Raw genomic sequence first — 24,785 nt, 5'->3', positions numbered from 1 at the left:
ATTCGACCTAATTTCTAGATATCTACAGGAACTGCAATGCAAAACTACGGCTTGGCGCATGTCTGGGCGCAAGGGGATTTCGTCACACGGGGTATCGCGCTCGCGCTGGCGATCATGTCGGTCCTGTCGTGGACAGTGATTCTGGTGAAGGGCCTGAACGTGGTGCGCCTGAAACGCCTCACGAAAAATGCCGAGCAGGCGTTCTGGCATTCCGACGATTTCGCCGACGGCATCAGGAAGCTGAGCAGCCACTCCGCGAACGCGCAGGACAACCCGTTCCTGGCGCTCGCCCTCTCGGGGCAGGATGCGGCCGATCACCATCATCAGACGCAACCGCATCTGCACGACCGCATGGACGTGTCGGACTGGATCACGCGCTGCCTGAAGGACACCATGGATGAAGGCGTCGGACGCATGCAGGCGGGGCTTGCCGTGCTCGCGTCGATCGGCAGCACCGCGCCGTTCGTCGGTTTGTTCGGCACGGTGTGGGGGATCTATCACGCGTTGCTGACCATTGGCGCAACCGGGCAGACGTCGATCGATCAAGTCGCGGGACCGGTCGGCGAGTCGCTGATCATGACGGCCTTTGGCCTGTTCGTAGCCATTCCGGCCGTGCTCGGCTACAACGCGCTGACGCGCTGGAACAAGGCCATTGTCACGAAGCTGAACCGTTTCGCGCACGGCCTGCATGCGTTCTTCGTGACGGGCACCAAGCTCGCGTCCAGCAAGCGCGGCGACGGTCTGCGCCTGGCCACGCAATACGCTGCTGCGGGCGTCGCTTCGGCGTCCAAGCAGCCTGCATCGCGTGTGAGCTAAGGGGACGTCGTCATGGCCATGAGCCCTTTCTCCTCCGACGAGGACGACGGCATGATGAGCGAGATCAACATGACACCGCTCGTCGACGTCATGTTGGTTCTCCTGATCATTTTTCTCGTCACCATTCCCGCGATCAACCATGCGGTGAAAATCGACTTGCCGAAGGCGAGCAGCGCGCCGCAGGACACGAAGCCGGCGCATGTGGACGTTGCTGTCGAAGCGGACGGCACGGTGCTCTGGAACGACCAGAAAGTCGACGATGCCGCGTTGCAAGCACGTATAGCCGATGCATCGAAGCAGACACCGCAGCCGGAAATGCGTTTACGCGCGGACCGCAAGGTCCCGTATGAGCGTGTCGCCGACGTCATGTCGGCCGCGCAAGGCGGCGGGTTATCGAAGATCGGCTTTGTCACCGAGCCGAAGGCAGGCGCCAAGTAGCGCGGGAGAGATTGACCCGCAAGCAAAAAGACCGATTTCAGCATGACGCTGAATCGGTCTTTTTTGTTTTGTGGAAAGTCTCCAAGGCCAGAGATTTTGCCCGGGCGCGCCGGCATATCTCGGAACTGTCCTGTATCCATGCGGACTCTCACTGTTCAAAATCGCAGATTCAGCACCCGGAGTTGGGCCGAGACCCGGCTCATCGCCCCGGCAGACTTTAAATTTTCCGCGGTTTCAAACAGGCTAAAAGAATATGGCGCTCCAGAATCAAACCCCAACCAAACCTCTTATCTTGTCGGCTGGGTCGGTACACGGCGGCGCAACCGGGAACGGCGAGTTCACCATCTCCGGCCTTGCTGACCCGGGCACCACGATAAAAGTCTACGACGGCGTACGGATGCTCGGCACAGTAATAGTTGCAGAAACCGGCGCATGGTCGTTCGCGCCGGCAGCGGAGCTCAAATCCGGCAAACACCAATTCTGCGCGATCTCAATCGACAACCTGGACCAGTGGAGCACGTCGGCCAATCCGGTAACCGCGACGTCCGGAACGGCCGCACCTGCACTGCCGGTCGCTCCGACGACCGATACCTTCCTTGGGCACACCGGGTTGCACTCAAGCGCTGTCGCGAACGGCGGCAGCACGACCGACAGGCAACCAACCATGACCGGCACGGGCACGCCGGGCGACAAGATAACGATGTACGAAGGAACGGCCGTCATTGGCTCAACTGTCATCGGCCAGAATGGCGCATGGTCGCTCGCGCCCGCATCTGCCCTGATGGTCGGCGCGCACAGCGTGTGTGTGGTCGAGACCAATGCAGCGGGCTTATCGAGTGCTCCGTCGGGATTTGTCGAATTCACCGTGTCGAATATGACGCCGCCCGCTATCACTTATGTCGATACCTGCGATGCCGGCCACGCGATCATCGACCACAACGTCGCGCCAGGCAGCGTAGTCGCCCATTCGAACATCCTGATCCACGGGCAAGGTGATAGCGGCTCGACAATCAAGGTGTACGACGGCTCCGCCTTGCTGGGATCGTCCGTAGTCGACGCCACCGGCAACTGGTCATTCGCGACGTCCGCACTCTCCGATTCAACACATGATCTGAGCGCGACGCAAACTAACGCTCCAGGTGTGACGAGTCCGTTTTCGAATCACTACTCGGTCACGGTAGACACGACCACGCCGAACAAGCCGGTGGTTATGGGCATCACGGATAGCACCGGCCACGCCATCTCTTACGGCGGAACAACCGCCGACCCGCATCCGTCAGTCACCGGCATGGGTAGTTCCGGCAATACGATCACGCTGTACGACCGCTCCACGGTGATTGGCTCGACCACCGTCCGCCCGGACGGCACGTGGTCGATCGCACCGGCAGCCGATTTGTCCAGCGGGACCCATAGCCTGTGTGTGACCGAAAAAAACCTCGCGGGCAGGTCGAGTATGGCGACCAGTTACATGATGTTCGTCGTGCGCCCTTTGCCGGATGCGCCGACGATCCTGCTTGCGGCTGAGTTTGACTACAACAGCACCAATACAGGACTCGTACCTTTAGGCGGCGTGAGCCCTTGGGCGAGCGTGCAGATCGAGGGTACTGCCAAGGCGGGCGCGGTCGTTCAAGTCTATGACGGCGCAAGCCTGCTCGGTTCAGTGGTGGCGAAGTTCAACGGCACATGGGCGTTCAAGGTGAAAGAATGGCCCAACGGCGTGCATGACATCAGTGCGACGCAAAAAGACACCAGCGGCCTGGAAAGCCTGAATTCGAATCACTTTGGCTTCACCGTGGCTGTTACCGGGCCAATGCCGCCAAGTATCACGGACATGACGCAATATGACACCCAATGGAACCAGATCGGCAGTAAGCGATTGCCATCCGGCGGCTTGGTACATACGCCCTATCTGGACCTGTCCGGAACCGGCAAGCCTGGGGACCTGGTCACGCTGTACGACGGCGCAACGGCTATTGGCTCGACCAGGGTCAGCGTCTATGGGCGCTGGGTGTTTTCGGCGCCTACGCTGGCGGATGGTCCACGCGATCTGAGCGCGGTGCAGACGGACGGTGATGGCGCGGTAAGTCAAAACTCGAATCACGTTATCTTCAGCATCGACACATCGACGTCGGCTACCCCCGTGATCCTGAACGTAGCCTCGCTTAGCGGGCCGATCGCCTTGTATGCGATGACAAGCGATCCGAGCCTGATAGTGAGCGGTACCGGAATTGCGAATCAAACCGTTACCCTATACGACGGCAACACGGCGCTCGGCAGCGCGCAGGTCGACGCCGAGCGAAACTGGTCGTTCAAGCTGGCCTCCTCGCTGCCTGGTGGCATGCACGATCTGTCGGCAACGCTCACGGATACGACCGGCAAAGTCGGCCCGGCCTCAATGCACTTCTACTTCTGGGTATATGGGGGCGGCCTCAGTGCGCCGTCGATCGACCACGTGGTCAGCGACGACGCGACCAGCCTGACTGCTGTTTCAATTCCGCCCGCCCACAGCGCGGTCGCCGGCACGAACGTGGAAATATCCGGCCACGGCGAACCGGGTCGCACGCTCACGATTTACGACGGCATGACCCCGCTCGGCGCTGTTGCGGTCGGCGATGACGGCCGGTGGGATTTCACCCTGCCTGATGCCGCTGTCGGGACGCACGACCTGAGTGCGACGCAAACCCTCGCCACAGGGGAACTCAGCCCGGGTTCAAATCATTGGACCTTCACCATCGATCCGTTGCCCGCACCCAAACCCACGATGGGTGGTTCAACGCGCGTGGTCGTGCCAATCGACGACGCCGCGCAAGCCAGCGTGCTTGCTGAACCAACTCCCGCAACGTCCCACCACACCACGTTGGGCGAGCACGACGCGTTCAAGGGCACAACCGGCGACGAAACGGTGGACCTCAATGCGAATCCGGCGTCCTATTTCAAGGAAACCACCGCGCACATCGAGGGCGGTGCAGGCATCGACACGCTGCACCTCATGGGTGACCACCAGATCCTTGACCTGACTTCGCTCACGGGCAAGACAGCGTCGGCGGCGGTGTCCGGTATCGAAGTGATCGATTTGGGCGGTCATGCGAACAGCCTGAAGCTTTCGCTGGTGGATGTGCTGAACCTGGGCGAGATGGACCTGTTCCAGACGGATGGCAAGCAACAGATGATGGTGAACGGATCGAACGGCGACAACGTGGCTCTCTCGAACACTCACATAGCCGGCATAAGTGAAGGCGAGTGGGACCAGCACGGCACAGCGCTTGTGGGCGGCATGATGTACAACGTGTACGAGCATTCGGGCGCACACACCGAGTTGCTGGTTCAGCAGGGGGTGCTGACTACGCTGCACACCTAAAGTTTAAGAGCGCCAGCAAGCCCGCAAAGTAAAAGGCCTTCATCGCATTGATGAAGGCCTTTTTTTGTGTGCGCGCCGGCACATTCGGGCTAGCGGTTACTTTGGAGCAGAGTAAGTTGAATCCGCGGTACCACTACATGCGACAGCCGTGCTCGACACGGACAGCGCTATTAGCCCTATCAGGCCTACTATAAAAGTGGCCGTGAGTTTTCGCATAAGCAGCTCCTTAGCGAAGAGATTTCAATATAGCGCCCGAGCACAACGCGTTCAAGCCGGTGGCGATTGAATCTGACCATCGCAAGCGCACGCTTCAATGTCAGAAACTTAAGGCTGCACCGAGATTAGTCACACTGTTTCGCGAGCAGGCTCGATCGGAAGAGGACATTCTCCCGGGAAGCGATTGCTGTCATTGATCGACTCGACGAGAAAGTCGACGAATGCGCGAATGGCCGGCACCATGCCCTGCCGCGATAAAAACACTGCATAGAGCTGCGGAGTCGGAAAAGTCCAGCCTGGCATCACCGGCGACATCTGGCCGGTACGCAACGCAGCGCCATACATCATCTCCGGCAGCGCCGCGATACCCACGCCGCGCAGCACCGCTTCCCGGATCATCCCGAGGTCTGCCGTCACAAGGCGCGGCTCATGCTCGAATTCGTGACGCGTGCCATCGGGCGCAATCAGGCGAAAGACGTGGCGGCCATCGGTTGCCGGGACATCAATGGTGTCGAATTGCGCCAGCTCCGACGGCGTGAGCGGCGGCGCGTTCGGCTTGAGCAGCGAAGGCGCCGCCACCAGCATTTGTTCCGTGCGCCAGAGCGGGCGCGCGACGATAGTCGAATTGACGGGCGGTTCGGAACGCACGCGCAACGCAACGTCAATAGCATCCTCGAACAGATCGATCACGCGGTTCGTCACGCTCAGGATGACGCGAACCTCGGGATATCGATGCAAAAAGTCCGGCATTATCGCTGACAAGAACGTCTGCGCGATCGTCACCGGCACGCTCACGCGCACACTCCCGCGCGGCGAATCCCGCAGGCTATGCACAATGTCGACAGCGGCCTGGGCTTCTGCGAGCATCGCCTTGCAGTGCTGGTAGAAAAGCTGGCCGGCCTCCGTCAGTGCGAGTTTTCGGGTGGAGCGCTGCATCAAACGCACACCGAGCGACGTTTCCAGCTCGGATACGCGCCGCGACAAGCGCGACTTGGAGATGCCAAGCACTCTCTCCGCCGCCGAGAATCCGCCGTGCTCGACAACGTACGAAAAATACATCAAGTCATTGAGATCATGCGAGTCAGGTTTCATGCGGTCGGCGTTTTCGTTGAGTTTTTCGTTGTTCCACAGGCGGGACAATCCATTGCGGTTTGACGGCTTTTTCCGCGAAATGGCATCCATATAATAGCTCCATGTTTTAATTTTGGCGCTAATGCGTCACCCGTTGCATCGGCCACGCTGGCCCACAAGCGAGGACAAAATGGAAAGCACCCGCAGTATCGAACGCACAATTCCGGCACTCCGCACCGTGGAGGGCGGCGGTTTTGTCGTCCATCGCCCGTTTCCCACGCGGCTTCTGATGGACTTCGACCCGTTCCTGCTCCTCGATGAAATGGGTCCGGTCGACTACGCGCCCGGCGAGGCGAAAGGCGCACCCGATCATCCGCATCGCGGCTTCGAAACCGTGACGTACGTGCTCGAGGGCCAGTTCGGCCACAAGGATTCAGCGGGACATTCCGGCACGCTGCGTCAGGGCGATGTGCAATGGATGACGGCCGGCGCGGGCGTCGTGCATAGCGAAATGCCCGACCCCGAGTTCACGCGCACCGGCGGCCGCGTGCATGGCTTGCAGCTTTGGGTGAACTTGCCCAAGCGCGACAAGATGATCGCGCCGCATTATCAGGAGATCGCGTCCGGGCGAATTCCGGTTGCGACCAGCGTCGACGGCCGCGTACGCGTGAAGGTCATCGCGGGCGAAGCGCTCGGCGTGAAGGCAGCGATCGAAACCCGTACGCCCATTCTTTACCAGCATTTCTCGCTGGAACCGGGCGCATCGATCGTGCATCCGGTGCCACGCGACTTTCGCGTGTTCGGTTATGCGTTGTCGGGCGATGGTCTCTATGGCGAGGCAAAGCAGGCCGTGCGGGCGCAGCAGATGATCGTGTTCGCGGATGATGGCGACACGGTCACGTTCACCGCCGGAGACGAACCGCTGGAATTGCTGCTGATCGGTGGCGTGCCGCTGAAAGAACCGGTGGTCCGCTACGGCCCGTTCGTCATGAACACGGAGGATGAGATCCGCCAGGCCGTGGTCGATTACCAGGCGGGACGCATGGGCGCGATCACCCACTAGGCCGGCTCGCCGCCGTCGGGCGGTCAGACCGGGCTTGTTTCACCGGCGCGGCACGAATGACACTATTTGCGTCACAATAGTCGTTCGTGCCGCGCCGTTTTATCGTCAGCTTTTATTCCCCGCATCGTCTGCCCATTCGCCAACCCTGGAGTACCGCATGTCCGAAAAGTTTGTGACGCCGCCCGTCAGCGCCAGCATTGGTGCAGCGGATTTTCAGGTTTCGTTGAGCGATGGTCAGCATGAATGGATCGCGGACGAGCCGTCTCCACATTGCGGCGCGGATACCGGCCCTACGCCTCACAGCTTGTTGCTTTCGAGCCTGGGCGCGTGCACGTCGATCACGCTGAAGATGTACGCGAAGCACAAGGCGTGGCCGCTAGAAGCGGTACATGTGACACTCACGTTGGACACCACGCCGGAAGGCACGGTGATCGACCGCCGGATCGTGTTGACCGGCGAACTCGACAACACCCAGCGGGAACGGCTTTTGCAAATCGCCAATGCGTGTCCCGTGCACAAGATTCTCAGCGGCACGATCATGATTCATTCGGGCCTTACGCCGGCATAAGCTGGCTACATGCGCGGGGTGCATGCTCCCCGCGATTTCCGGCCAAACGAACAACCCAAGGAAAACGTCGTCTTGAATTTCGAACACCTCATCCAGATCAACGACCCGCTCAACCCTTTCGTGGAATCGATGACCCGCGAACAGGTCTGGCACGGGCTCGTGCTGCGCGCGGAACAGCCGCAACTGTTCGTGATCGGCCTGGACCGCTGCGCGATCCTGTCACGTGAAGGCGACGTGCTCGAACGCGAATTGCACTATGGTCAAGCCGTCGTGCGTGACCGCGTGACACTGATTCCCGAAACCAGCGTCCGCTACGACATCCTGCCGACCGCCGAATACGTAGGCGGCTCGCTGACCATGGCGATCGAGCAACCGGACGAGCTGCAGTTGTTCCTGCGATTCACCTACGCGACCACCCTGCCCGTCGCCGACGACCCGCAGGCGAGCGCCGACGCGCTCCAGACGCAGGAGATTGTGAAGTCCGCGTATCGGGAAGCGGATATCGACACCGTCCGGCTGATCCGGCAATTCGCTCACGGCAGCCCCCTCGAAGGCCCGCTGCACTAACGCAGCGCCACGTTTCGATTGTTTCGGCAAGAGAACAGCCAATGACTATCGAAACGTGTGATTGATGAATACTTCGTTGTTGTAAATAGTAATGGTTATCATTAAGATTAATCCATCGACTCAACGAACGGACTCTTCGACATGACCGACATCCTGCGCTCCAACACGCTGCGGCTACGTCGCCCGGTCGAACGCTCTGCGGCAGCAGCTATTTCGCGCCCCCGGACGGCGGCGGTAACGACCGCGCGGACAGCACCGTCGAGTAGCGTGCCGGAAAGCGGCGAACGGTCGCTGCGCAGCGACACACTGCTGCAAGGTCATAGCCACATCAGCATCATGCATAACGGTGAGACGTATCAGCTGCGCGCCACGCGTCTGGGCAAATTGATCCTCACCAAGTAACGAGCAGGACGCGCTTTAGTTTTAGCAACACGCAGGACAGGATTGCAGTAGTACCGGGTATTGTGGGGACCACCTCTTCGAGAGGTGTTTGGCACTAGCCAGCAATGACGGCTTGCACGCGAGAATTTAGACCCCTTCGTGCAAACACCAGCCAGTCGTCAATAGCCAGCGAAGCCGCTTTTTTTGGTTCCCGCCATGTGCTTTTAAGAGCGCCATCAGCTAAGCAAAAAGCACGTTTTCTCGCGAAAACGTGCTTTTTTATTCAGGCCGGCGAGCTTCATCGACCTTGCGCAACTTTGCTTGCTTCCGGACCTTAAACGCTCTCGATCCCCAATGCAGCGATGCCCGCTCGCGCCACCGCCGCGTCCTGGTCCGACTTCACGCCCGACACCCCCACTGCGCCGACAATATCCGCACCCACCACGATCGGCACGCCACCTTCCAGCATGGCAGTCATTGGTGCGCTCAAGAACGCGGTGCGGCCTTGCTTGATCATGTCTTCATACACTTTCGTTTCGCGCCGGCCGAGCGCTGCGGTGCGTGCCTTGCCCGCCGACATCTCCGCCGTGCTCGCGCCAGCGCCATCCAGCCTGTGCAGGTGAAGCAGATGACCACCGTCATCGACGATGGCAATCGCCACGTTCCACTTGTTCGCCAATGCATGCGCTTCAGCCGCGGCCGCGATGGCTTTCACGTCGACATCGGTCAATACCGGTTTCGTTCTCATTTCTTCACCTGTTGGGATGGTCGTTGCGTTGATGAATCGATTGGCCTGCGATTGGTTCGCGATTGGCCGATACCCGCAACGTTACCGCGAAAAGCCCCAGAACATCATGTACCACGCACTATCGGCGACAGCGAGCGCGGCGATGAACCACAGCATCGCCACGCTTTGCGTGACCAAGCGCCCGGATGCATAGCGGCCGATGACGCGCCAGGCAAGCCACGCGCTCCAGAGGTTCGCGACGCCGAGCAAGCCGAGACGCACGTCGGTCACCCACCAGAGCGGCAAATGTTCGGCGCGCAGCAGCGACACCGTAGTCGCCGATAAACCCAGGAACACGCCGCATCCCGCCACAGGAATGAGCGCCTGCGTCAGGTGGTGCAAGCGTGTGAAATCGAAACGCCCGAGCATGCGTGTGCCAGCGGCCAGCAGGGCCAGAAGCGCCGTGCCATATACGAGCCCTGTCACCACGATATAACCCACGACCATCCCGCCGTCGAGCCAGGAGAAGACATCGTTTTGTTCGGGGTAGTGCGTGAAGAGGAACCACGGCGCGTTTGTATCGAGCGGCCAGAGGATGTTGCGATCGATCAGCCACGACGCGAAGATTTGCTTCAGGTCGACAAACCATGTGCTCACGGTCCAGTGGAACGCGCCAATGGCGATGCCCAGCAGGCCGTACAGAATGAGCGCCGTGTCCCATGGATTCGCCTGCTTATCGCCGAGTTGCACGACTTCGGCCGAGGGCGAACGCCACTCCAGCGAAATAGCATCCCGATGGCCGCTGCAGCGGCCGCACATATGGCAATCCGACGCGCCTTTCATGGCGCGCAGCGGCACGAGCGGCGCGCAGTTAACGGGTATCACGCGATGCCCGTGCTCGCCCTCTTTATACGAGCGACGCCACGCGTCCTCGTTCACCTTGTAGTGGAACGGCGCAAGCCGCGCCAGAAGCGAAAACACCCCGTTCACGGGGCAGAGATACTTGCACCACACGCGTTTTTCGCGTCCATACAACACGCCGATGATCATGGCGCCGACAGTCGATCCGCCCAGCACCAGCAACACAGCTTTCGGATACTGATAAACGCTGACCATCTGGCCATAGATGGTGGTAATGCCAAACGCGACGAACGGCCAGCCGCCCCAGCGCAACCAGCGCGGAATGGCCCAGCCGCGGCCGAACTTGCTCGCGAACTCGGTCAGTGCGCCTTCAGGACACAGCACGCCGCACCACACGCGGCCGAGCATCACCATGGACAGCAGGACGAACGGCCACCAGATGCCCCAGAACACAAACTGCGCGGCCAGCGTCAGGTTGCTCCAGAGATGCGCGGTGCCGTCCGGCAGCGGCAGGACGGCTGGCACCAGAATCAGAAACGCATACACGACGACCACGACCCACTGAATGCCGCGGATCAGGTTGCCGTGTTGTTGCATCCATTGCCCGGCTTGCTGCAGCCGGCCGGGCCGATTCATGACGTCACTCATGCCGCTCATGCCACTTTTCTCGCCGATTTTTGCGCCATCCGGCTGTTCGATCGGCGCAGCAGGAGGAAGATCACGCCCCAATACACCGCGTATGCAATCAGGTTCATGCCAGCCGGGTGCGCGCGATAACCCGTTAGCGTGGCGATCAGCGAACCGAAGGTGCTGGAATCATCGAGCAGCCAGGACGTATCCCACACCTGATTCATGACGACGGGCAGGATCTCCTTGTCGATAAGCTTATCGACACCTGTTTCGAACAAGCCCGCCGCGAGGAATAGCAGCATGATCTCCGTCACGCGGAAAAAAAGCCGCCACGAGAAAATCTTGCCGCCAAGCTGGAGCAGATAAAACGTCAGGAACGCAAGCCCCAGGCCGATTGCAACCGCCAGGTACTGCATCGGATCGACGTGGCCCGACTGGCCGAAGCCGAGGCCGTACAGGAAAATCACCGTCTCGCTGCCTTCACGCGCAATAGCAAGCGCGACCAGCAAGCTGACGCCCCACCAGTTCGCATCCTGCTTGCTCTTTTCCAGCGACGCTTCCATGTCGCGCTTCATGGACCGCCCGTGGTGCTTCATCCACAGCACCATTTGCACGATCAGCACGCACGCCGCGAGGACCATGCCCGTCTGGAAATAATCCTGTGCGTCACCGGACAGCTCTTCCGTGAACCCGACCAGCGCTGCGCCCAGCGTTATGGCGGCCAGCAACCCGGCGGCCACGCCGGCCCACAAATACGGAATGCCGCGACGCGCGTCGGCATCGCCATTTTTCAACCATGCATACAGGATGCCGACGACCAGCAGCGCCTCGACACTCTCCCGCCACACGATGAAAAGAACCTGACCCATCACTTATCTCCCGCTCTTGCAGACCGGGGCGGTTTGCGCACGACACTGGACGAACAGCGCGCGAACCGGCCCGGCATGACCTTATTTCGCGACGATGACACCCTGCGCCGACTGATGAAAGTCGTCGAAGAACTTGTATTCGCCCTTCTCCAGCGGCGCAATCACGACGAACGAATCAGCACCGGGCGCCAGCACTTTTTCCTTGCGCAACTGGATACTTTCGAACTCCGCCGCACCCTTGCCGATGTTGTGCACTTCGATCTTGATGCGCTGTCCCGCCGGCACTTCAATACGCGTGGGATTCAGCTTGCCGTCGTTCATTTCCAGCTTGAAGGTCGGCAGGTCGGCGGCTTGCGCCACTGCCGCACTGGCGAACCATCCAGCCGCCAAGGCTAGCGAGAAGGCGACCAACTTGTATTTGCGTTGCATGCATGCTTCCTGGCTGCGACGTCCTGCGGGACGCTTCACTTCATGGCACTTGATGTCCACGTCACGCCGGACACCTGACTCGAATGCTCAAATGCTCGAACGCTCAATACCCGCCCTTCTTGCCGATGCCGGCGAACGGGAAATCGTATTCGATCGTGTAGGGCTTGAACCACGGACCCACACCCGTTTCCTTGTCGACGTGACGGCCGAATGCCATGTGGCCGGTTTGCATCGGCGGCGCAATGTTGAGTTTCAGGTGGTATTTGCCCGGGCCGAAGAGCTTTACGTTGTCGCCGTAATGCGGGCCATCGCTTGCGACCATGGCCATCATGTCGCCCTTGATGCTTTGCGTCGTGCCGACCTTGGTCAGCTCGTACGTCACTTGCAGGTACGGCATCCAGTCGCCTTCCGCGAAGCCGTTCGGGTTGTTCTTCACGGCGTGGATGTCGGCTTCGAGGTGCACGTCGGAATCCGAGGCCTTGCGCATCATGCCTTCCGGTTCCATGGTGATGGGCTGCAGATACACCGCGCCCACTTCAATGCCGTTCTCGATGTGCTGCTTGCCGATCGGATATTCGGCAGCCGATACCGACGCCATTGCCGCAAGCGCGACCGCGGCCACCGAGCCGCGAACAAAAGTTGAAACCTGCATCCTTCACTCCTTCTTGTTATTGATCGGACCGGCGCTGGGCGTGCGCTCGATCCGACCAGGCCAGCTCATCGATCAATCCGGCGTCGACGATAGGGAATCGCAATAAAAGTGTAACTGACAACGATAATACGAACCATTCTCAATGGTTGAGGAGTTTAGCATTGATCTAAGGACGAGACAATTTGATGGAAATCAATGAGCCTTGTGCCCGCTGGGTTTTTGAGATGGTGGAGGGGGGTTTGTGGCGGAATTTCGGGCAAAAAAAGCGGCGAACCCGCTCGGGTTGCCGCGTTCTTTGCGCTGAAATGCTTGCGTTTAGCTCGTACCCGTAATGTGGTCGCCCACATTGGCACCAAAGACGCGCTGCCGGAGCAGCGACAGTTGGTCGCGGGTTTGTGCCGCTTTTTCGAATTCCAGATTTTTCGCGTGATCCATCATCTGCTTTTCAAGCCGCTTGATTTCCTTCGATATCTGCTTCTCGGACATGTCTTCAAACTTCGCACGCGTCTGCGCTTCCTTCATTTCGGCGCGGGCGTCGTCGGCGTTATAGACACCGTCGATAATGTCCTTGATCCGCTTGGTCACGCCGCGCGGCGTAATGCCCATCGCGAGATTGTGCGCAATCTGCTTCGTGCGGCGCCGTTCGGTCTCCCCGATCGCGCGTTTCATCGAATCCGTCATGTTGTCGCCGTAAAGAATCGCCTTGCCGTTCACGTTACGCGCTGCCCGGCCGATCGTCTGGATCAGCGAGCGTTCCGCGCGCAGAAAACCCTCCTTGTCAGCGTCGAGGATCGCGACCAGCGACACTTCCGGAATATCCAGCCCTTCTCGCAGCAAGTTGATCCCGACCAGCACGTCGAATGTGCCGAGACGCAAATCGCGGATGATTTCCACGCGCTCCACCGTGTCGATATCGCTATGCAAGTAGCGCACCTTCACGCCGTGATCCGCGAGGAACTCGGTAAGCTGCTCGGCCATGCGCTTGGTCAGCACCGTCACCAGCACACGCTCGTGAACTTTGACGCGCTCATTGATCTCGCCAAGCACGTCGTCCACCTGCGAGCGCGCCGGACGCACTTCAATCTCGGGATCGACCAGGCCGGTCGGACGCACAAGCTGCTCGGCCACCTGCCCCGCCGTGCGGTTTTCGTAATCGGCCGGCGTGGCCGAAACGAAGATTGCCTGGCGCATCTTCCGTTCGAATTCGTTGAACTTGAGCGGCCGGTTGTCCAGCGCCGACGGCATCCGGAAGCCATAATCGACCAGATTCTCCTTGCGCGCCCGGTCACCGTTGTACATGCCGTTCAACTGGCCGATCAGCACGTGCGACTCGTCCAGCAGCATCAGCGCGTCAGGCGGTAAATAATCGACGAGCGTTGGCGGCGGCTCGCCCGGCGCCGCGCCGGAAAAGTGCCGCGAATAGTTCTCGATGCCTTTGCAGAAACCCAGTTCCTGCAGCATTTCCAGATCGAAACGCGTGCGCTGTTCAAGCCGCTGCGCCTCCACCAGCTTGCCGTCCTTGTGAAAGAACTCGAGCCGTTCGCGCAACTCCAGCTTGATTGTCTCGATGGCACGCATCACCGTGTCGCGCGGCGTCACATAGTGGGACGACGGATACACGGTGAAACGCGGAATCTTGTTGCGCACGCGGCCGGTGAGCGGATCGAAGAGTTGCATCGACTCTACTTCGTCGTCGAACAGCTCTACGCGCACCGCCATTTCCGCGTGCTCCGCCGGGAAGATGTCAATGGTGTCGCCCCGCACGCGAAACGTCCCGCGCGAAAAATCGGCTTCATTGCGGCTGTACTGCATTGCGATCAGGCGCGCAATGATGTCGCGCTGGCCCATTTTGTCGCCGGTGCGCAGCGTCAGAATCATCTTGTGATATTCCGACGGATTGCCAATACCGTAGATTGCCGACACTGTCGCCACGATCACCACATCGCGCCGCTCGAGCAGGCTTTTGGTCGCCGAGAGCCGCATTTGCTCGATGTGCTCGTTGATCGACGAATCCTTCTCGATAAACAGGTCACGCTGCGGAACGTAGGCTTCCGGCTGATAATAATCGTAGTAGGAAACGAAGTATTCAACGGCATTGCGCGGAAAAAACTCGCGAAACTCCGCGTAGAGCTGAGCGGCGAGCGTCTTGTTCGGCGCAAACACAATCGCCGGCCGGCCCATGCGTGCAATCACGTTGGCCATGGTGAACGTCTTGCCCGAGCCCGTTACGCCAAGCAGAGTCTGGAACGACAGACCGTCCTCGATTCCTTCCACGAGCGTCGCGATCGCCGTCGGCTGGTCGCCGGCAGGCGGATACGGTTGATAAAGCTGGAACGGCGAACCTTCGAAGGTGACGAATTTGGATTCGTCGAGGGTTTCGGCGGTTTCAAGTAGCGGGGTATCGGACATGAGGGTGAAGTGCCTTGGCCGAGAGCAAACACCCATTCTAGCGGTTCGCGCTGGAGCGGGTTTGGACGGCGAATCAGGATTGTGGGTACAGGTTCGAGGCGATTTGCGCCGGGCTTTCGCTGATGCCCTGTGTTTCGAAGATGGGGCGTCGGCACGGAAATCGCAAGTGATTGTTTTGACGAGTGAAAGCTTGACGATAATGTTCCGGTACGCTGCGGGCAGTTGGCTGGGTTTTTGTAGAAAAACGGGGAATTGCTGGAAAAAAATAGCGAAATCCCGCGTTTCTTCCGTTTCTCGACGCCGAAAACCAGCGCTCGATTCGTTACAATGCCGGACTGGGGTTTTCATCGATGGGACGGAGTTTTGTTGCCTCCTGTTGGCTCCTTGAGGTCCGGTTTGCCCCGCTTTTTAGCCGCTGATCTGCGATTGGCTGCCGATCAGTTGCCAACCCCATCCCGACCGCCCGTGCCGCCTTTCCACTACCGCCGATAAATCATGTCTCTTTTCTCAGCCGTCGAGCTTGCCCCCCGTGACCCGATTCTGGGCCTGAACGAAGCCTTCAACGCCGATCCGCGCACGACCAAGGTCAATCTCGGCGTGGGCGTGTATTTCAACGAGGAAGGCAAGATCCCGCTCCTGCGTGCCGTTCGCGAAGCCGAAAAAGCGCGTACGGAACTGGCCGCACCGCGTGGTTATCTGCCCATCGAAGGCATTGCCGCTTATGACGCAGCGGTGCAAAAGCTGCTGCTGGGCAACGATTCCCAGCTGATCGCCGACGGCCGCGTGATCACGGCGCAGGCGCTGGGTGGAACGGGTGCGCTCAAGATTGGCGCCGACTTCCTGAAGCGGCTGAATCCCACGGGCAAAATCGCCATCAGCGACCCGAGCTGGGAAAACCATCGCGCGTTGTTCGAATACGCCGGTTTTGAAGTCGTGAACTACCCGTACTACGACGCAGCCACCCATGGCGTGAAGTTCGACGACATGCTGGAAGCGTTCAACAGCTACCCGGCCGGAACGGTGGTGGTGCTGCACGCTTGCTGCCACAACCCGACCGGCGTCGACCTGACCCCGGCGCAATGGCAACAGGTCGTGGAAACGGTCAAGGCACGCTCGCTGGTGCCGTTCCTCGATATCGCTTATCAGGGCTTCGGTGAGAACATCGACGCTGACGCAGCGGCCGTTCGCCTTTTCGCGAAGGCGGACATCAACGTATTCGTGTCGTCATCGTTTTCCAAATCGTTCTCGCTTTATGGCGAGCGCGTAGGTGCGTTGTCGATCATCACAGGCTCCAAGGAAGAAGCTACGCGCGTGCTGTCGCAATTGAAGCGCGTGATTCGCACGAACTATTCGAATCCGCCGACACACGGCGGCTCGGTCGTGGCCGCAGTGCTCGCTTCACCCGAATTGCGCGCTACATGGGAACAGGAACTCGGCGAAATGCGTGACCGCATTCGCGCCATGCGCAACGGCCTGGTCGAGCACATCAAGGCAGCAGGCGTGCAGCGCGACTTCGGCTTCGTGAACCAGCAACGCGGCATGTTTTCGTATTCCGGCCTGACCTCGCCGCAAGTTGACCGCTTGCGTGAGGAATTCGGGATCTACGCCGTCAGCACAGGCCGCATCTGCGTGGCCGCGTTGAACACGCGCAATCTTGAAGTGGTGGCCAACGCCATCGCGACCGTGCTGAAGTAAGTTTGCTTTTCGTGGTTTCTAAAAACGGCGCTCCGTGTGAGCGCCGTTTTTTTTGAAGTCGCGAGCGTGCTGCGGACACGGAACGGCCGCTCGCACCAGTGACGCCCGATCAACGTCCGTCGCGATGAATATCGTGCGTGATGAAACCGGCATCGTTGTTCGGCATATCAAGCCAATCGCGATGCGTGAGCGTGCCGCGGATGTCGCACAAGCCACTTTCCCAATGCTCACGCATGGTCGACAGCCCGAACTGAAAATCCTTGTAGTTCCCCTCGTACTCCTTATGCCGGTAGATGAGGTGAATGACGTTAAAACGCTTCGAGCACGCGAGTTCCTCCGCCGTCTTGCACCACGGGTCGCTGTTGCGGATGTCAACCGGCACTTTGTCCAGCACTTCCCTCAGGACGTTCCGAAACCGCTGTGAGCGCTGCAAGGTGTCGGTAACGAGCCGCGTCCGGCTGGAGTACTGAATGTCCTTCACGCGCCCCATCACATCGACAATACTGTCCGGCACCGGCCCGCGCGCGCTCCAGAGATCGACCTGGAACGCGAGCGTGTCACGACGCGGCGTGGTCTGCACGATCTCGTAAAGTGGCGTATTGGACATCAGGCCACCGTCCCAGAAATACTCGCCATCAATCTCGACGGCCGCGAAACCCGGCGGCAACGCCCCCGACGCCATGAAATGCTCCGGGCGCAACTTCATGTGCGTGTTGTCGAAATACGCGAAATTACCGGTGGCTACGTTCACCGCACCCACTGAAACCCGGGTCTCACGCGAGTTGATCCGGTCGAAATCGCAGAACCGTTCGAGCGTGCCCTTCAGCGGCTGTGTGTCATAGAAACTCGCCGCACCAGGATGCCCCGCAGCCAGCGGTGACGGCGGGGGAAAACGCGGTATAAAAAATCCCCTCTGCCCTTCGACCAGGGCGCTCGCGGCCTGCATCGCGGTGAACGCCTTGCGGATCTCGTCGGTGGAATTGAAGAACGCGTGTTCGATGAAAGCGGGCAAGGGCGGCATAAAAGCGGGCTGGCAGATCGTCTCCCAAAATTCCAGCAGACGCGGCACACGATTCTCAGGCGCGTTCCCCGCGATAATCGCCGTGTTCAACGCACCAATGGATATCCCGGCAATCCAGTTCGGGTGAATACCAGCCTCATTCAACCCCTGATACACGCCCGCTTGATAGGCACCGAGCGCCCCACCACCCTGCAACATCAACGCGATGGTTTCATAGGGCGGCAACTTGATACGCTTGTCCGCTTCGGGGCCACCCGAGGCAAATACCTCAGGCGGTTCACCAACGTCGAGCGACGTCACGTTGCGAGGCTCCTTCGCCGCCTTCGTCCGTTTCATTCCTTTCGTCTCATTGCGTCCACGTGCACTGCTCGTTCGCTCTGCCATTGAAACTCCTGTTTCAAGCCTTACTGCATGTACCAGCCGTGGCTCACCACGACTGATTGACCCGTAAGCGCGGCCGTGGGGAAAGCTGCCAGGAACAAAACCGTTTGGGCCACGTCTTCCACCGTTGTGAAGACGCCGTCGACCGTGCCGCCCAGCATCACATTCTTGACCACGTCCTCTTCGCTGATACCAAGCTCCTTCGCCTGCTCGGGAATCTGCTTGTCGACAAGCGGCGTGCGCACGAAACCCGGGCACACCACATGCGAGCGCACGTGATGCTTCGCGCCCTCCTTCGCCAACACACGAGCCAGCCCGAGCAACGCGTGCTTGGCCGTGACATACGCGGACTTGAGCGGTGACGCTTCATGCGAATGCACCGATCCCATATAGATCACGACGCCGCCACGATCGTCCTTGTACATGTGCTGAAGCGCGGCTTTCGTGGTTAGAAACGCCCCGTCGACGTGAATGGCCTGCATCTTCTTCCAGTCGGAATACGCATAGTTTTCGATCGGGTTGACAATCTGCACGCCGGCATTCGACACCAGGATATCGATCGAGCCGAATTCCGCCGCCACTCGATCAATGCCTGTGTTCACCGCCTGCTCGTCGGTAACGTCCATCACGACGCCTAACGCACGGCCGCCCTGCGACCTGATCTGCCCGGCCACGGCGTCGGCGGCCTCCTGGTTCAGATCCGCTATGGCAACCGCTGCACCCGCCTGCGCAAACGTCAGGGCAATTTGCTTGCCGATCCCGCTCGCCGCGCCCGTGACCACCGCAACCTTGCCCGCCAGACTCGTATTCAGTGATGTCATTTGCCGCCCCTTCTCCGTTCAGATTCGAACAATGAAACCACGCAACGCCGCGCTGATCAACCTCGATAAATGTCATAGGCCTTTCGGTCAGCTATTCGACCCCACCTGGCCGGGCTATCGTTCGGACACGAATGCACTGAACGTGACGGTCGGCCAAGCCGGGCGACGGCGCGCGAATCCTGGAATCGGATTAAGCTTTGAAACCCGCCCGATGCAACTCAAACCCAAAACTGGAGATCACGAACATGAACTATCGTCGGCTAGGACGTTCCGGCCTGCAGGTCAGCGAATTGTCGATTGGCTCGTGGGTAACCTACGGCACGCAAGTCGACCATCGCGCGGCGCGCGAGTCGCTCGCCGCCGCACGCGATCACGGCGTAAATTTTTTCGACAACGCCGAGGTCTATTCCAAAGGCAAGTCCGAGGAAATCATGGGCCGCGCGTTGAAGGAGCTCGCGTGGCCGCGGGTAAGCTACGTGGTGTCGACCAAGTTTTTCTTTGGCATCAACGAAGGGCCGAACCAGCAGCAAACGCTCAGCCGCAAGTATCTGCATAACGCCATTGATGGCTCGCTTGCGCGTCTGCAACTCGACTACGTCGACCTCGTGTTTTGCCATCGGCCTGACCCGCATACACCGATCGAGGAAACGGTTTGGGCAATGAGTGACATCATTGCGCGGGGCAAGGCGCTGTATTGGGGCACATCGGAATGGAGCGCTGACGAAATTCGCACGGCATACGACATTGCCGAGCGGCATCATCTGCACAAACCGGTAATGGAGCAGCCCGAGTACAACCTGCTACATCGCAAGCGGGTCGAGGACGAATATAAGCGCCTCTATGAAGACATTGGACTGGGTCTGACAACCTGGAGCCCGCTCGCTTCAGGGTTGCTCACCGGAAAGTACCGCGATGGTGTTCCGTCGGACAGCCGTGCGCAGCTTCAAGGCTACGAGTGGTTGGCCAAGAAGTTGACAGACAAGGGATCGAACAACATTGTCGGGCGCCTCGCGGACGTGTCCGACCAGCTTGGCTGCTCGCTGGCACAGCTTTCGCTCGCCTGGATCTTGCTGAATCCGAATGTCAGCACCGTGATTACGGGCGCATCGCGGGTGGAGCAGATTCACGAGAATATGAAGGCCATTGACGTCGTGCAGAAAATCACGCCGGAGATCAAGCAGCGCATCGAGGAAATCGTGGGCGACTCGTTCGTCTGAGCCGTAGGTCCTGGACATGCAGGGTCGTCGGCTACAATAACGACCCTGCCGCGTGCGCCTTGTGGTGCCGTACAGTGCCTTCGCGTCTCGGCGCTTAGGCGCTTTTATTCGTCCGTCTGGCTCAGGCCGCGCTCATTCTCGTCTCGCTCACTCATTTGCCATGCTCAGTTACCGACACGCCTTTCACGCAGGCAACCACGCAGACGTGCTGAAACACGCGGTCGTCGTGCAGTTGCTGCAACACCTTGCCCAGAAGGACAAGGCGTTTTGGTATATCGACACCCACGCCGGCGCCGGCGTGTATTCGCTGACCGACGGTTTTGCGACCAAGACGGGCGAGTTCGAAACGGGCATTGCCAAGATTTGGACCAAGCGTGATTTGCCGGGTTTGCTCAAGGATTACGTCAAAGAGGTAAAGGCGCTGAATGCAGACGGCTCGCTGCAGTTCTATCCCGGCTCGCCCTATCTCGCATGGCGGGTAATGCGCGAGCAGGATCGCATGCGGTTATTCGAACTGCATTCCACCGAAATTGATGTGCTGCGCCACAATTTCCGCGACGCCGGCCGGCGGGCGGTGCTCTTCGAAGGCGACGGCTTCGAAGGCATCATCAAGCTATTACCGCCACCGCCGCGCCGGGCACTGGTCCTGATTGATCCGTCGTACGAAGACAAGCGCGATTACGCGCGCACGCTGAACTGCCTCGAGGAAAGCCTGAAGCGTTTTGCGACGGGCACTTATGCAATCTGGTACCCGCAAGTCACCCGGCTCGAGTCCCAGCGTTTCGCCGATCAATTGAAGCGCGTGCAACCCAAGAATTGGCTGCATGCGTCATTGACCGTGAGCAAACCGCCCGTCGACGGCTTTGGCCTGTTCGGGAGCGGCATGTTTATCGTCAACCCACCGTATACGCTCGCAGGTGAGTTGAAAGAGACGCTACCCTATCTCGTCGACGCACTGGGTCAGGACAGCAAGGCGGCGTTCAAACTCGAACATCGCGGTAATTGAGCGCGTCTGCGCAGTTCGCCGTTAATCAAGCGACGTGGTAACCGCGCCGGTTTGGCTATGCGGATCCGATGACCGGACCGGTAGGATCGCTGCAGGTTTTGTGGCAACGGATTTCGGTGTTGCGATGGGTACCGGCGTGATTATCGGGGGCAGACCAGGAGACTGCCTTGCCTGTGGCACCGCAGGCTGCGTTGAGGTGGGAGCCTGGGTTTGAATGCCGGTTGACACCCCGTAAGAGGCGCTGGACTGTGGCGACGTTGAACGTGGTCCATGCTGGTAATTGGACGACGACGGCTGTGAGCCCGGCGACGATCCATATCCCTGCGCGGCATGATGCTTGCCCTGCTGAAGTTCGATGTATGGCGAAACGATGATTGTCTGCTGATCTTGCTGCGGCAATTCGGGCAACGTGGCCGTCGGGCGCGCTGGCACCATGCCCGAGCCATTCAGCGGACCCGTCTGCAGAACAGTACCGCCCGCGCCGCTGTGAATCCCCGTCTGCGTATCCAGAATGAGCGGCTGACCGCCCGCCTGGGCGAATGCGTCCAACGCCGTGAAACCCAAAACAAGCCATAGCGCTGCGATCGCCACATATCTGACAGGTTGAAGTTCTGGACTCACGGCGGTGCCCCTTTGGCGAATGAATGATCGCCGACACGTATATCGGGCCGATTCACTTCACATCATATAAAAGCGCTTTACCTTACCGCGATGGCAAGCTTTAGGCTAGCTTTCTCGAAAGTCGAAATTTAAGGAGATTCAATGACATTCTCGAAAACCTTCCTCGCTGGCGCAGCCGCGTTTGCACTTTCATTCGTTGTCTCAGTGCCCGCTGCGTTTGCACAGACGCCGGCATCCTCGGCATCGATGGCGGACATGGATATGTCGACCGCAAGCGGCAATCAGGGCGATTCCGCCTCGACGAAGGAATTCCAGGCAGCCGATCACTCGATGATGTCCGGCATGTCCGACGTCCAATACACCGGCAATGCCGATCATGATTTTGTCGCGCACATGATCCCTCACCATGAAGGCGCGGTCGCAATGGCAAAAGTCGAGTTGAAGTATGGCAAGGACGCGAAGTTGCGCGCGTTGGCCAAGGAGATCATTGCTTCGCAGGACAAGGAAATTGCGTTCATGAAGCAATGGCTCGCAGCACACCCGCTGAAAAAGTGATCGGCGTGGTCTGACCCCGCGAGCGCAGGCCAAAAATGACAAAGCCCCGCATGCGGGGCTTGTTCAATTTTCCGGCCGGATGTTTTCGGCTGAAATTACAGCGAGTAGCCTTCGGTTTCCAGCGAGCGGATACGCTTTTCGAGCTGGACGATATCCGACGATTGCGCCAGATATTCTTCGCGACGATTACGTTCGGCGGTTTCAAACCAAATGCTGACTTTTTCGAGCAAGAATGCAAACATGATTTTTTCTCCAAGGATCTCAAATGAATCCCCGGCGGTTCGGGTCAGGGATATCCCTCAAAAGGGTTAACCCCGATTATAGACGAACTGTGCTGGCGGTGTTAGTGAAATGCCTGCATTGGGTGCATTCTTTTTTGGAATGGTGCATGCACCGCATCGGAACAAGTAGTTGATTTCACTAGTTTTATCAAGAATCAGCGGTACATCGTCGAAATTTAGCACATTATTGGTGCAAAAATCAGGCAGAAGATCCGAGGTAGAAGATCCGCCCAAGCGCACCAACATGATCACTCGGCGAGCCTTTCCAGAATGGGGCAATCAGGCCGTCCGTCCCCGTGGCAATGTACTGCCAAATGGGCGAGCGTGTCCCGCATATCCGTGAGTTCTGCGATCCGCCGGTCCAGCTCCGCGACATGTTCAAGTGCGATCGCCTTGACCTCCGCGCTGGCGCGCTGCCGGTCCTGCCACAACGCCAGGAGTTTGCGAATATCGTCGACCAGAAAGCCGAGCCGACGCGCTTGCCGAACAAAACGTAACGCGTGAACCTCCTGGGTCCCGTACATCCTGTATCCCGATGTGGTGCGGTCAACCGGTGGTAAAAGACCAACACTCTCGTAGTACCTAATCATCTTGGCCGTCACGCCTGACGCGCGCGCTGCTTCGCCGATGTTCATCGCGGACACTCCTAAATTTTTCCTAGACTCTACACCTTCCAACGATAGGAAGGTATAGCATGGTCCGCTCTTACAAAACCGAGGCAGGGAATTGATATGACTGAATTCAAGGTAGAAGGCATGAGCTGCCAGCATTGCGTCGCCGCCGTCACGCGCTCGATCCACGAAATCGACGCCGCCGCGCAAGTCCAGGTGGATCTCGAGCATGGGCGTGTTGTAGTGGCGTCGACCGAAACCATCGATGCGCTCAGGGAAGCAATCGATGAGGCCGGCTATACAGTCGTATCGACGAAAGCAGCATGAATCGGGGGGCGCACTTCAAAGTTGCGTTGATTGGCGCGTCCGGACTGCTTGGACGCGCCGTTGCGAACGAGCTGACCGCGTTCCCCCGGTGGCAGGTGGTACGAACAGCGTTTCGTCATGGCGACGCGAGCACTGTCACGCTCGATGTCCGCGATGAGAGCGCCGTTCGGGAATTCATCACCGATCACGCGCCCGACGCGATCGTTGTGGCCTCGGCCGAAAGGCGTCCTGACGTTTGCGAGAATGACCCGGCGCTCGCGCGCGCATTGAATGTCGACGCATTAGGCTTTATTGCGAGCGCCGCGCAGGAAATCGGTTCGTGGGTGCTCTCCATCTCGACCGACTATGTATTCGATGGCACACGACCGCCTTATCAGCCTGACGATGTGCCGAATCCCCTGAACGCCTACGGTCGCAGCAAGCTTGACGGAGAGCAGGCGCTGCTGCAATCCGGCGCCCAATCTTGCGTGCTGCGTTTGCCGTTGCTGTATGGCCCAGTGATCGATTGGGGTGAGTCGGCGGTGACCAGCCTGACGCCGGCAATTGTGGAATCAGTTCGTGGACCCGCGCCCGCAGTGATGGATGCTTGGGCAACGCGCTACCCCACCTTCACGCCGGACGTGGCCGTTGTGATCCGGCAGTTACTGGAACGCCACGAAATTGGCGAATCGGTGACGGGCGTTAAGCACTGGTCCGGCGATGAGCCTATGACAAAGTTCGGCATTGCGCAAAGCATCGCGCGCGTGCTGAACGTTGATGCCCGGATCACGGCACAACACACGCCGATTGATGCCACGCCGCGTCCACGAAATTGCCACCTTGCATCGGATGCGTTGGAAGCTTTGAAGATCGGGCAGAGAACACCTTTCGACACCGCGATCCGCTCTGTGCTGCAAAAGTGACCACGTCCAGCAAGCCTGTGGGCGGTGGTGAGATTCGGGCATAGCCGACCAGGTATTTCGCTGCTTGGTGCATACTCAAAAATGGGCTTTGGGGTTCGCTTTAGAGGAGAACCCAACGGAAGCGGTTGAGTCGGCTTGCTGGGCGAACTGAAGACTCCATTCGCCATATTGAACAAGCGATTAGAGCGGGAAGAACTTCACGAAAGGTGGAGGGCGAAACGCAAAAACCCCACCTTTGAGGGGTGGGGTTTTTGTATAGCTGCGGAGTTGCTTGGCAGCGCATGAGGAGCCT

At 59.3% G+C, this 24,785-nt stretch carries 25 protein-coding genes; 13 read left to right on the top strand and 12 right to left on the bottom strand.

The window, feature by feature from the left end:
- The first annotated feature begins 36 nt into the window (after positions 1-36).
- From AWB69_RS38455 to AWB69_RS38445, 3 genes are all read left to right on the top strand, one after another.
- Positions 37-816: a MotA/TolQ/ExbB proton channel family protein gene (locus AWB69_RS38455; protein WP_062092013.1), complete on the top strand. Its 780-nt coding sequence runs from the start codon at positions 37-39 to the stop codon at positions 814-816.
- 12 nt (positions 817-828) lie between these two features.
- A complete protein-coding gene (locus AWB69_RS38450) occupies positions 829-1,254 on the top strand; it encodes an ExbD/TolR family protein (protein WP_062092012.1) in 426 nt (141 codons plus the stop codon).
- A 253-nt stretch (positions 1,255-1,507) separates the two neighbouring features.
- Positions 1,508-4,612 (top strand): Ig-like domain-containing protein, encoded by a 3,105-nt coding sequence (locus AWB69_RS38445; RefSeq protein WP_062092011.1) that lies wholly within the window; start codon positions 1,508-1,510, stop codon positions 4,610-4,612.
- 345 nt (positions 4,613-4,957) lie between these two features.
- Here the strand turns inward: AWB69_RS38445 and AWB69_RS38440 are convergent, their stop codons facing one another.
- On the bottom strand, positions 4,958-5,920 hold the full coding sequence (locus AWB69_RS38440) for a LysR family transcriptional regulator (RefSeq protein ID WP_062092031.1): 963 nt from the start codon (positions 5,918-5,920) through the stop codon (positions 4,958-4,960).
- Between the two features lie 169 nt (positions 5,921-6,089).
- Between AWB69_RS38440 and AWB69_RS38435 the strand changes: the two genes are divergently transcribed.
- The 4 genes from AWB69_RS38435 to hemP all read left to right on the top strand — a co-directional run bounded on the left by AWB69_RS38435 (position 6,090) and on the right by hemP (position 8,499).
- Positions 6,090-6,962 carry a pirin family protein gene (locus tag AWB69_RS38435; RefSeq protein ID WP_062092010.1) on the top strand — a complete coding sequence of 291 codons (873 nt, stop codon included), beginning with the start codon at positions 6,090-6,092 and terminating at the stop codon, positions 6,960-6,962.
- Between the two features lie 157 nt (positions 6,963-7,119).
- Entirely contained in the window at positions 7,120-7,530 is a 411-nt protein-coding gene (locus AWB69_RS38430; RefSeq protein ID WP_062092009.1) for an OsmC family protein, read from the top strand.
- Positions 7,531-7,602: 72 nt separating this feature from the next.
- On the top strand, positions 7,603-8,097 hold the full coding sequence (locus AWB69_RS38425; protein ID WP_062092030.1) for an SRPBCC family protein: 495 nt from the start codon (positions 7,603-7,605) through the stop codon (positions 8,095-8,097).
- A 141-nt stretch (positions 8,098-8,238) separates the two neighbouring features.
- Positions 8,239-8,499, top strand: a complete 261-nt coding sequence (gene hemP / locus AWB69_RS38420) for a hemin uptake protein HemP (protein WP_062092008.1) — start codon at positions 8,239-8,241, stop codon at positions 8,497-8,499.
- A 313-nt stretch (positions 8,500-8,812) separates the two neighbouring features.
- Here the strand turns inward: hemP and AWB69_RS38415 are convergent, their stop codons facing one another.
- The 6 genes from AWB69_RS38415 to uvrB form a co-directional block, all read right to left on the bottom strand.
- Positions 8,813-9,226 carry a heme-binding protein gene (locus AWB69_RS38415; protein ID WP_062092007.1) on the bottom strand — a complete coding sequence of 138 codons (414 nt, stop codon included), beginning with the start codon at positions 9,224-9,226 and terminating at the stop codon, positions 8,813-8,815.
- Positions 9,227-9,307: 81 nt separating this feature from the next.
- On the bottom strand, positions 9,308-10,714 hold the full coding sequence (locus AWB69_RS38410) for a 4Fe-4S binding protein (RefSeq protein WP_197500413.1): 1,407 nt from the start codon (positions 10,712-10,714) through the stop codon (positions 9,308-9,310).
- A 5-nt stretch (positions 10,715-10,719) separates the two neighbouring features.
- Positions 10,720-11,565, bottom strand: a complete 846-nt coding sequence (locus AWB69_RS38405; RefSeq protein ID WP_062092006.1) for an FTR1 family iron permease — start codon at positions 11,563-11,565, stop codon at positions 10,720-10,722.
- 81 nt (positions 11,566-11,646) lie between these two features.
- Positions 11,647-11,994: a cupredoxin domain-containing protein gene (locus tag AWB69_RS38400; RefSeq protein ID WP_062092005.1), complete on the bottom strand. Its 348-nt coding sequence runs from the start codon at positions 11,992-11,994 to the stop codon at positions 11,647-11,649.
- Between the two features lie 103 nt (positions 11,995-12,097).
- A complete protein-coding gene (locus tag AWB69_RS38395) occupies positions 12,098-12,646 on the bottom strand; it encodes an iron transporter (RefSeq protein WP_062092004.1) in 549 nt (182 codons plus the stop codon).
- Positions 12,647-12,961: 315 nt separating this feature from the next.
- Positions 12,962-15,055: an excinuclease ABC subunit UvrB gene (uvrB, locus tag AWB69_RS38390; RefSeq protein ID WP_062092003.1), complete on the bottom strand. Its 2,094-nt coding sequence runs from the start codon at positions 15,053-15,055 to the stop codon at positions 12,962-12,964.
- A gap of 495 nt (positions 15,056-15,550) precedes the next feature.
- Here uvrB and AWB69_RS38385 point away from each other — a divergent pair, with 495 nt between their 5' ends.
- On the top strand, positions 15,551-16,750 hold the full coding sequence (locus tag AWB69_RS38385; protein ID WP_062092002.1) for an amino acid aminotransferase: 1,200 nt from the start codon (positions 15,551-15,553) through the stop codon (positions 16,748-16,750).
- 109 nt (positions 16,751-16,859) lie between these two features.
- On the opposite strand, the gene AWB69_RS38380 is transcribed toward AWB69_RS38385, so the two are convergent.
- Both AWB69_RS38380 and AWB69_RS38375 read right to left on the bottom strand, forming a co-directional pair.
- The gene (locus AWB69_RS38380; protein ID WP_082913774.1) at positions 16,860-18,107 is read right to left on the bottom strand and encodes a DUF3734 domain-containing protein; all 1,248 of its coding nucleotides are present in this window, start codon (positions 18,105-18,107) and stop codon (positions 16,860-16,862) included.
- Between the two features lie 68 nt (positions 18,108-18,175).
- Entirely contained in the window at positions 18,176-18,973 is a 798-nt protein-coding gene (locus AWB69_RS38375; RefSeq protein WP_062092001.1) for a 3-hydroxybutyrate dehydrogenase, read from the bottom strand.
- A gap of 245 nt (positions 18,974-19,218) precedes the next feature.
- Between AWB69_RS38375 and AWB69_RS38370 the strand changes: the two genes are divergently transcribed.
- Positions 19,219-20,190 carry a potassium channel beta subunit family protein gene (locus tag AWB69_RS38370; protein WP_062092000.1) on the top strand — a complete coding sequence of 324 codons (972 nt, stop codon included), beginning with the start codon at positions 19,219-19,221 and terminating at the stop codon, positions 20,188-20,190.
- Positions 20,191-20,350: 160 nt separating this feature from the next.
- Positions 20,351-21,196: a 23S rRNA (adenine(2030)-N(6))-methyltransferase RlmJ gene (locus AWB69_RS38365; RefSeq protein ID WP_062091999.1), complete on the top strand. Its 846-nt coding sequence runs from the start codon at positions 20,351-20,353 to the stop codon at positions 21,194-21,196.
- A 21-nt stretch (positions 21,197-21,217) separates the two neighbouring features.
- Here the strand turns inward: AWB69_RS38365 and AWB69_RS48920 are convergent, their stop codons facing one another.
- Positions 21,218-21,817: a hypothetical protein gene (locus AWB69_RS48920; RefSeq protein ID WP_197500411.1), complete on the bottom strand. Its 600-nt coding sequence runs from the start codon at positions 21,815-21,817 to the stop codon at positions 21,218-21,220.
- A gap of 141 nt (positions 21,818-21,958) precedes the next feature.
- Here AWB69_RS48920 and copM point away from each other — a divergent pair, with 141 nt between their 5' ends.
- The gene (copM, locus tag AWB69_RS38355) at positions 21,959-22,372 is read left to right on the top strand and encodes a CopM family metallochaperone (protein WP_082913773.1); all 414 of its coding nucleotides are present in this window, start codon (positions 21,959-21,961) and stop codon (positions 22,370-22,372) included.
- A 95-nt stretch (positions 22,373-22,467) separates the two neighbouring features.
- Here the strand turns inward: copM and AWB69_RS48290 are convergent, their stop codons facing one another.
- Positions 22,468-22,614 (bottom strand): DUF3563 family protein, encoded by a 147-nt coding sequence (locus AWB69_RS48290; protein ID WP_087882081.1) that lies wholly within the window; start codon positions 22,612-22,614, stop codon positions 22,468-22,470.
- 287 nt (positions 22,615-22,901) lie between these two features.
- Entirely contained in the window at positions 22,902-23,288 is a 387-nt protein-coding gene (gene cueR, locus AWB69_RS38350) for a Cu(I)-responsive transcriptional regulator (protein ID WP_062091998.1), read from the bottom strand.
- A gap of 96 nt (positions 23,289-23,384) precedes the next feature.
- On the opposite strand from cueR, the gene AWB69_RS38345 reads away from it, so the two are divergent.
- A complete protein-coding gene (locus tag AWB69_RS38345; protein WP_062091997.1) occupies positions 23,385-23,591 on the top strand; it encodes a heavy-metal-associated domain-containing protein in 207 nt (68 codons plus the stop codon).
- Positions 23,588-24,493: a dTDP-4-dehydrorhamnose reductase family protein gene (locus AWB69_RS38340; RefSeq protein WP_062091996.1), complete on the top strand. Its 906-nt coding sequence runs from the start codon at positions 23,588-23,590 to the stop codon at positions 24,491-24,493. Before AWB69_RS38345 ends, AWB69_RS38340 begins: the two co-directional genes overlap by 4 nt.
- Positions 24,494-24,785: the final 292 nt, after the last annotated feature.

Source organism: Caballeronia udeis, from assembly GCF_001544555.2.
GTDB classification, from domain to species: Bacteria; Pseudomonadota; Gammaproteobacteria; order Burkholderiales; family Burkholderiaceae; genus Caballeronia; species Caballeronia udeis.
The sequence above is the reverse complement of the archived record's forward strand: the minus strand, read 5'-3'. Positions and strand labels throughout refer to the sequence as shown.

Coding starts and splice junctions, on each gene's coding strand:
- AWB69_RS38405 (WP_062092006.1), bottom strand. CDS start 11,565: ATGGGTCAGGTTCTTTTCATCGTGTGGCGGGAGAGTGTCGAGGCGCTG.
- cueR (WP_062091998.1), bottom strand. CDS start 23,288: ATGAACATCGGCGAAGCAGCGCGCGCGTCAGGCGTGACGGCCAAGATG.
- copM (WP_082913773.1), top strand. CDS start 21,959: ATGACATTCTCGAAAACCTTCCTCGCTGGCGCAGCCGCGTTTGCACTT.
- AWB69_RS38365 (WP_062091999.1), top strand. CDS start 20,351: ATGCTCAGTTACCGACACGCCTTTCACGCAGGCAACCACGCAGACGTG.
- hemP (WP_062092008.1), top strand. CDS start 8,239: ATGACCGACATCCTGCGCTCCAACACGCTGCGGCTACGTCGCCCGGTC.
- AWB69_RS38415 (WP_062092007.1), bottom strand. CDS start 9,226: ATGAGAACGAAACCGGTATTGACCGATGTCGACGTGAAAGCCATCGCG.
- AWB69_RS38370 (WP_062092000.1), top strand. CDS start 19,219: ATGAACTATCGTCGGCTAGGACGTTCCGGCCTGCAGGTCAGCGAATTG.
- AWB69_RS38410 (WP_197500413.1), bottom strand. CDS start 10,714: ATGAGTGACGTCATGAATCGGCCCGGCCGGCTGCAGCAAGCCGGGCAA.
- AWB69_RS38430 (WP_062092009.1), top strand. CDS start 7,120: ATGTCCGAAAAGTTTGTGACGCCGCCCGTCAGCGCCAGCATTGGTGCA.
- AWB69_RS38340 (WP_062091996.1), top strand. CDS start 23,588: ATGAATCGGGGGGCGCACTTCAAAGTTGCGTTGATTGGCGCGTCCGGA.
- AWB69_RS38445 (WP_062092011.1), top strand. CDS start 1,508: ATGGCGCTCCAGAATCAAACCCCAACCAAACCTCTTATCTTGTCGGCT.
- AWB69_RS38440 (WP_062092031.1), bottom strand. CDS start 5,920: ATGAAACCTGACTCGCATGATCTCAATGACTTGATGTATTTTTCGTAC.
- AWB69_RS38435 (WP_062092010.1), top strand. CDS start 6,090: ATGGAAAGCACCCGCAGTATCGAACGCACAATTCCGGCACTCCGCACC.
- AWB69_RS38385 (WP_062092002.1), top strand. CDS start 15,551: ATGTCTCTTTTCTCAGCCGTCGAGCTTGCCCCCCGTGACCCGATTCTG.
- AWB69_RS38400 (WP_062092005.1), bottom strand. CDS start 11,994: ATGCAACGCAAATACAAGTTGGTCGCCTTCTCGCTAGCCTTGGCGGCT.
- uvrB (WP_062092003.1), bottom strand. CDS start 15,055: ATGTCCGATACCCCGCTACTTGAAACCGCCGAAACCCTCGACGAATCC.
- AWB69_RS38455 (WP_062092013.1), top strand. CDS start 37: ATGCAAAACTACGGCTTGGCGCATGTCTGGGCGCAAGGGGATTTCGTC.
- AWB69_RS38395 (WP_062092004.1), bottom strand. CDS start 12,646: ATGCAGGTTTCAACTTTTGTTCGCGGCTCGGTGGCCGCGGTCGCGCTT.
- AWB69_RS38380 (WP_082913774.1), bottom strand. CDS start 18,107: ATGAAACGGACGAAGGCGGCGAAGGAGCCTCGCAACGTGACGTCGCTC.
- AWB69_RS48290 (WP_087882081.1), bottom strand. CDS start 22,614: ATGTTTGCATTCTTGCTCGAAAAAGTCAGCATTTGGTTTGAAACCGCC.
- AWB69_RS38375 (WP_062092001.1), bottom strand. CDS start 18,973: ATGACATCACTGAATACGAGTCTGGCGGGCAAGGTTGCGGTGGTCACG.
- AWB69_RS38345 (WP_062091997.1), top strand. CDS start 23,385: ATGACTGAATTCAAGGTAGAAGGCATGAGCTGCCAGCATTGCGTCGCC.
- AWB69_RS38450 (WP_062092012.1), top strand. CDS start 829: ATGGCCATGAGCCCTTTCTCCTCCGACGAGGACGACGGCATGATGAGC.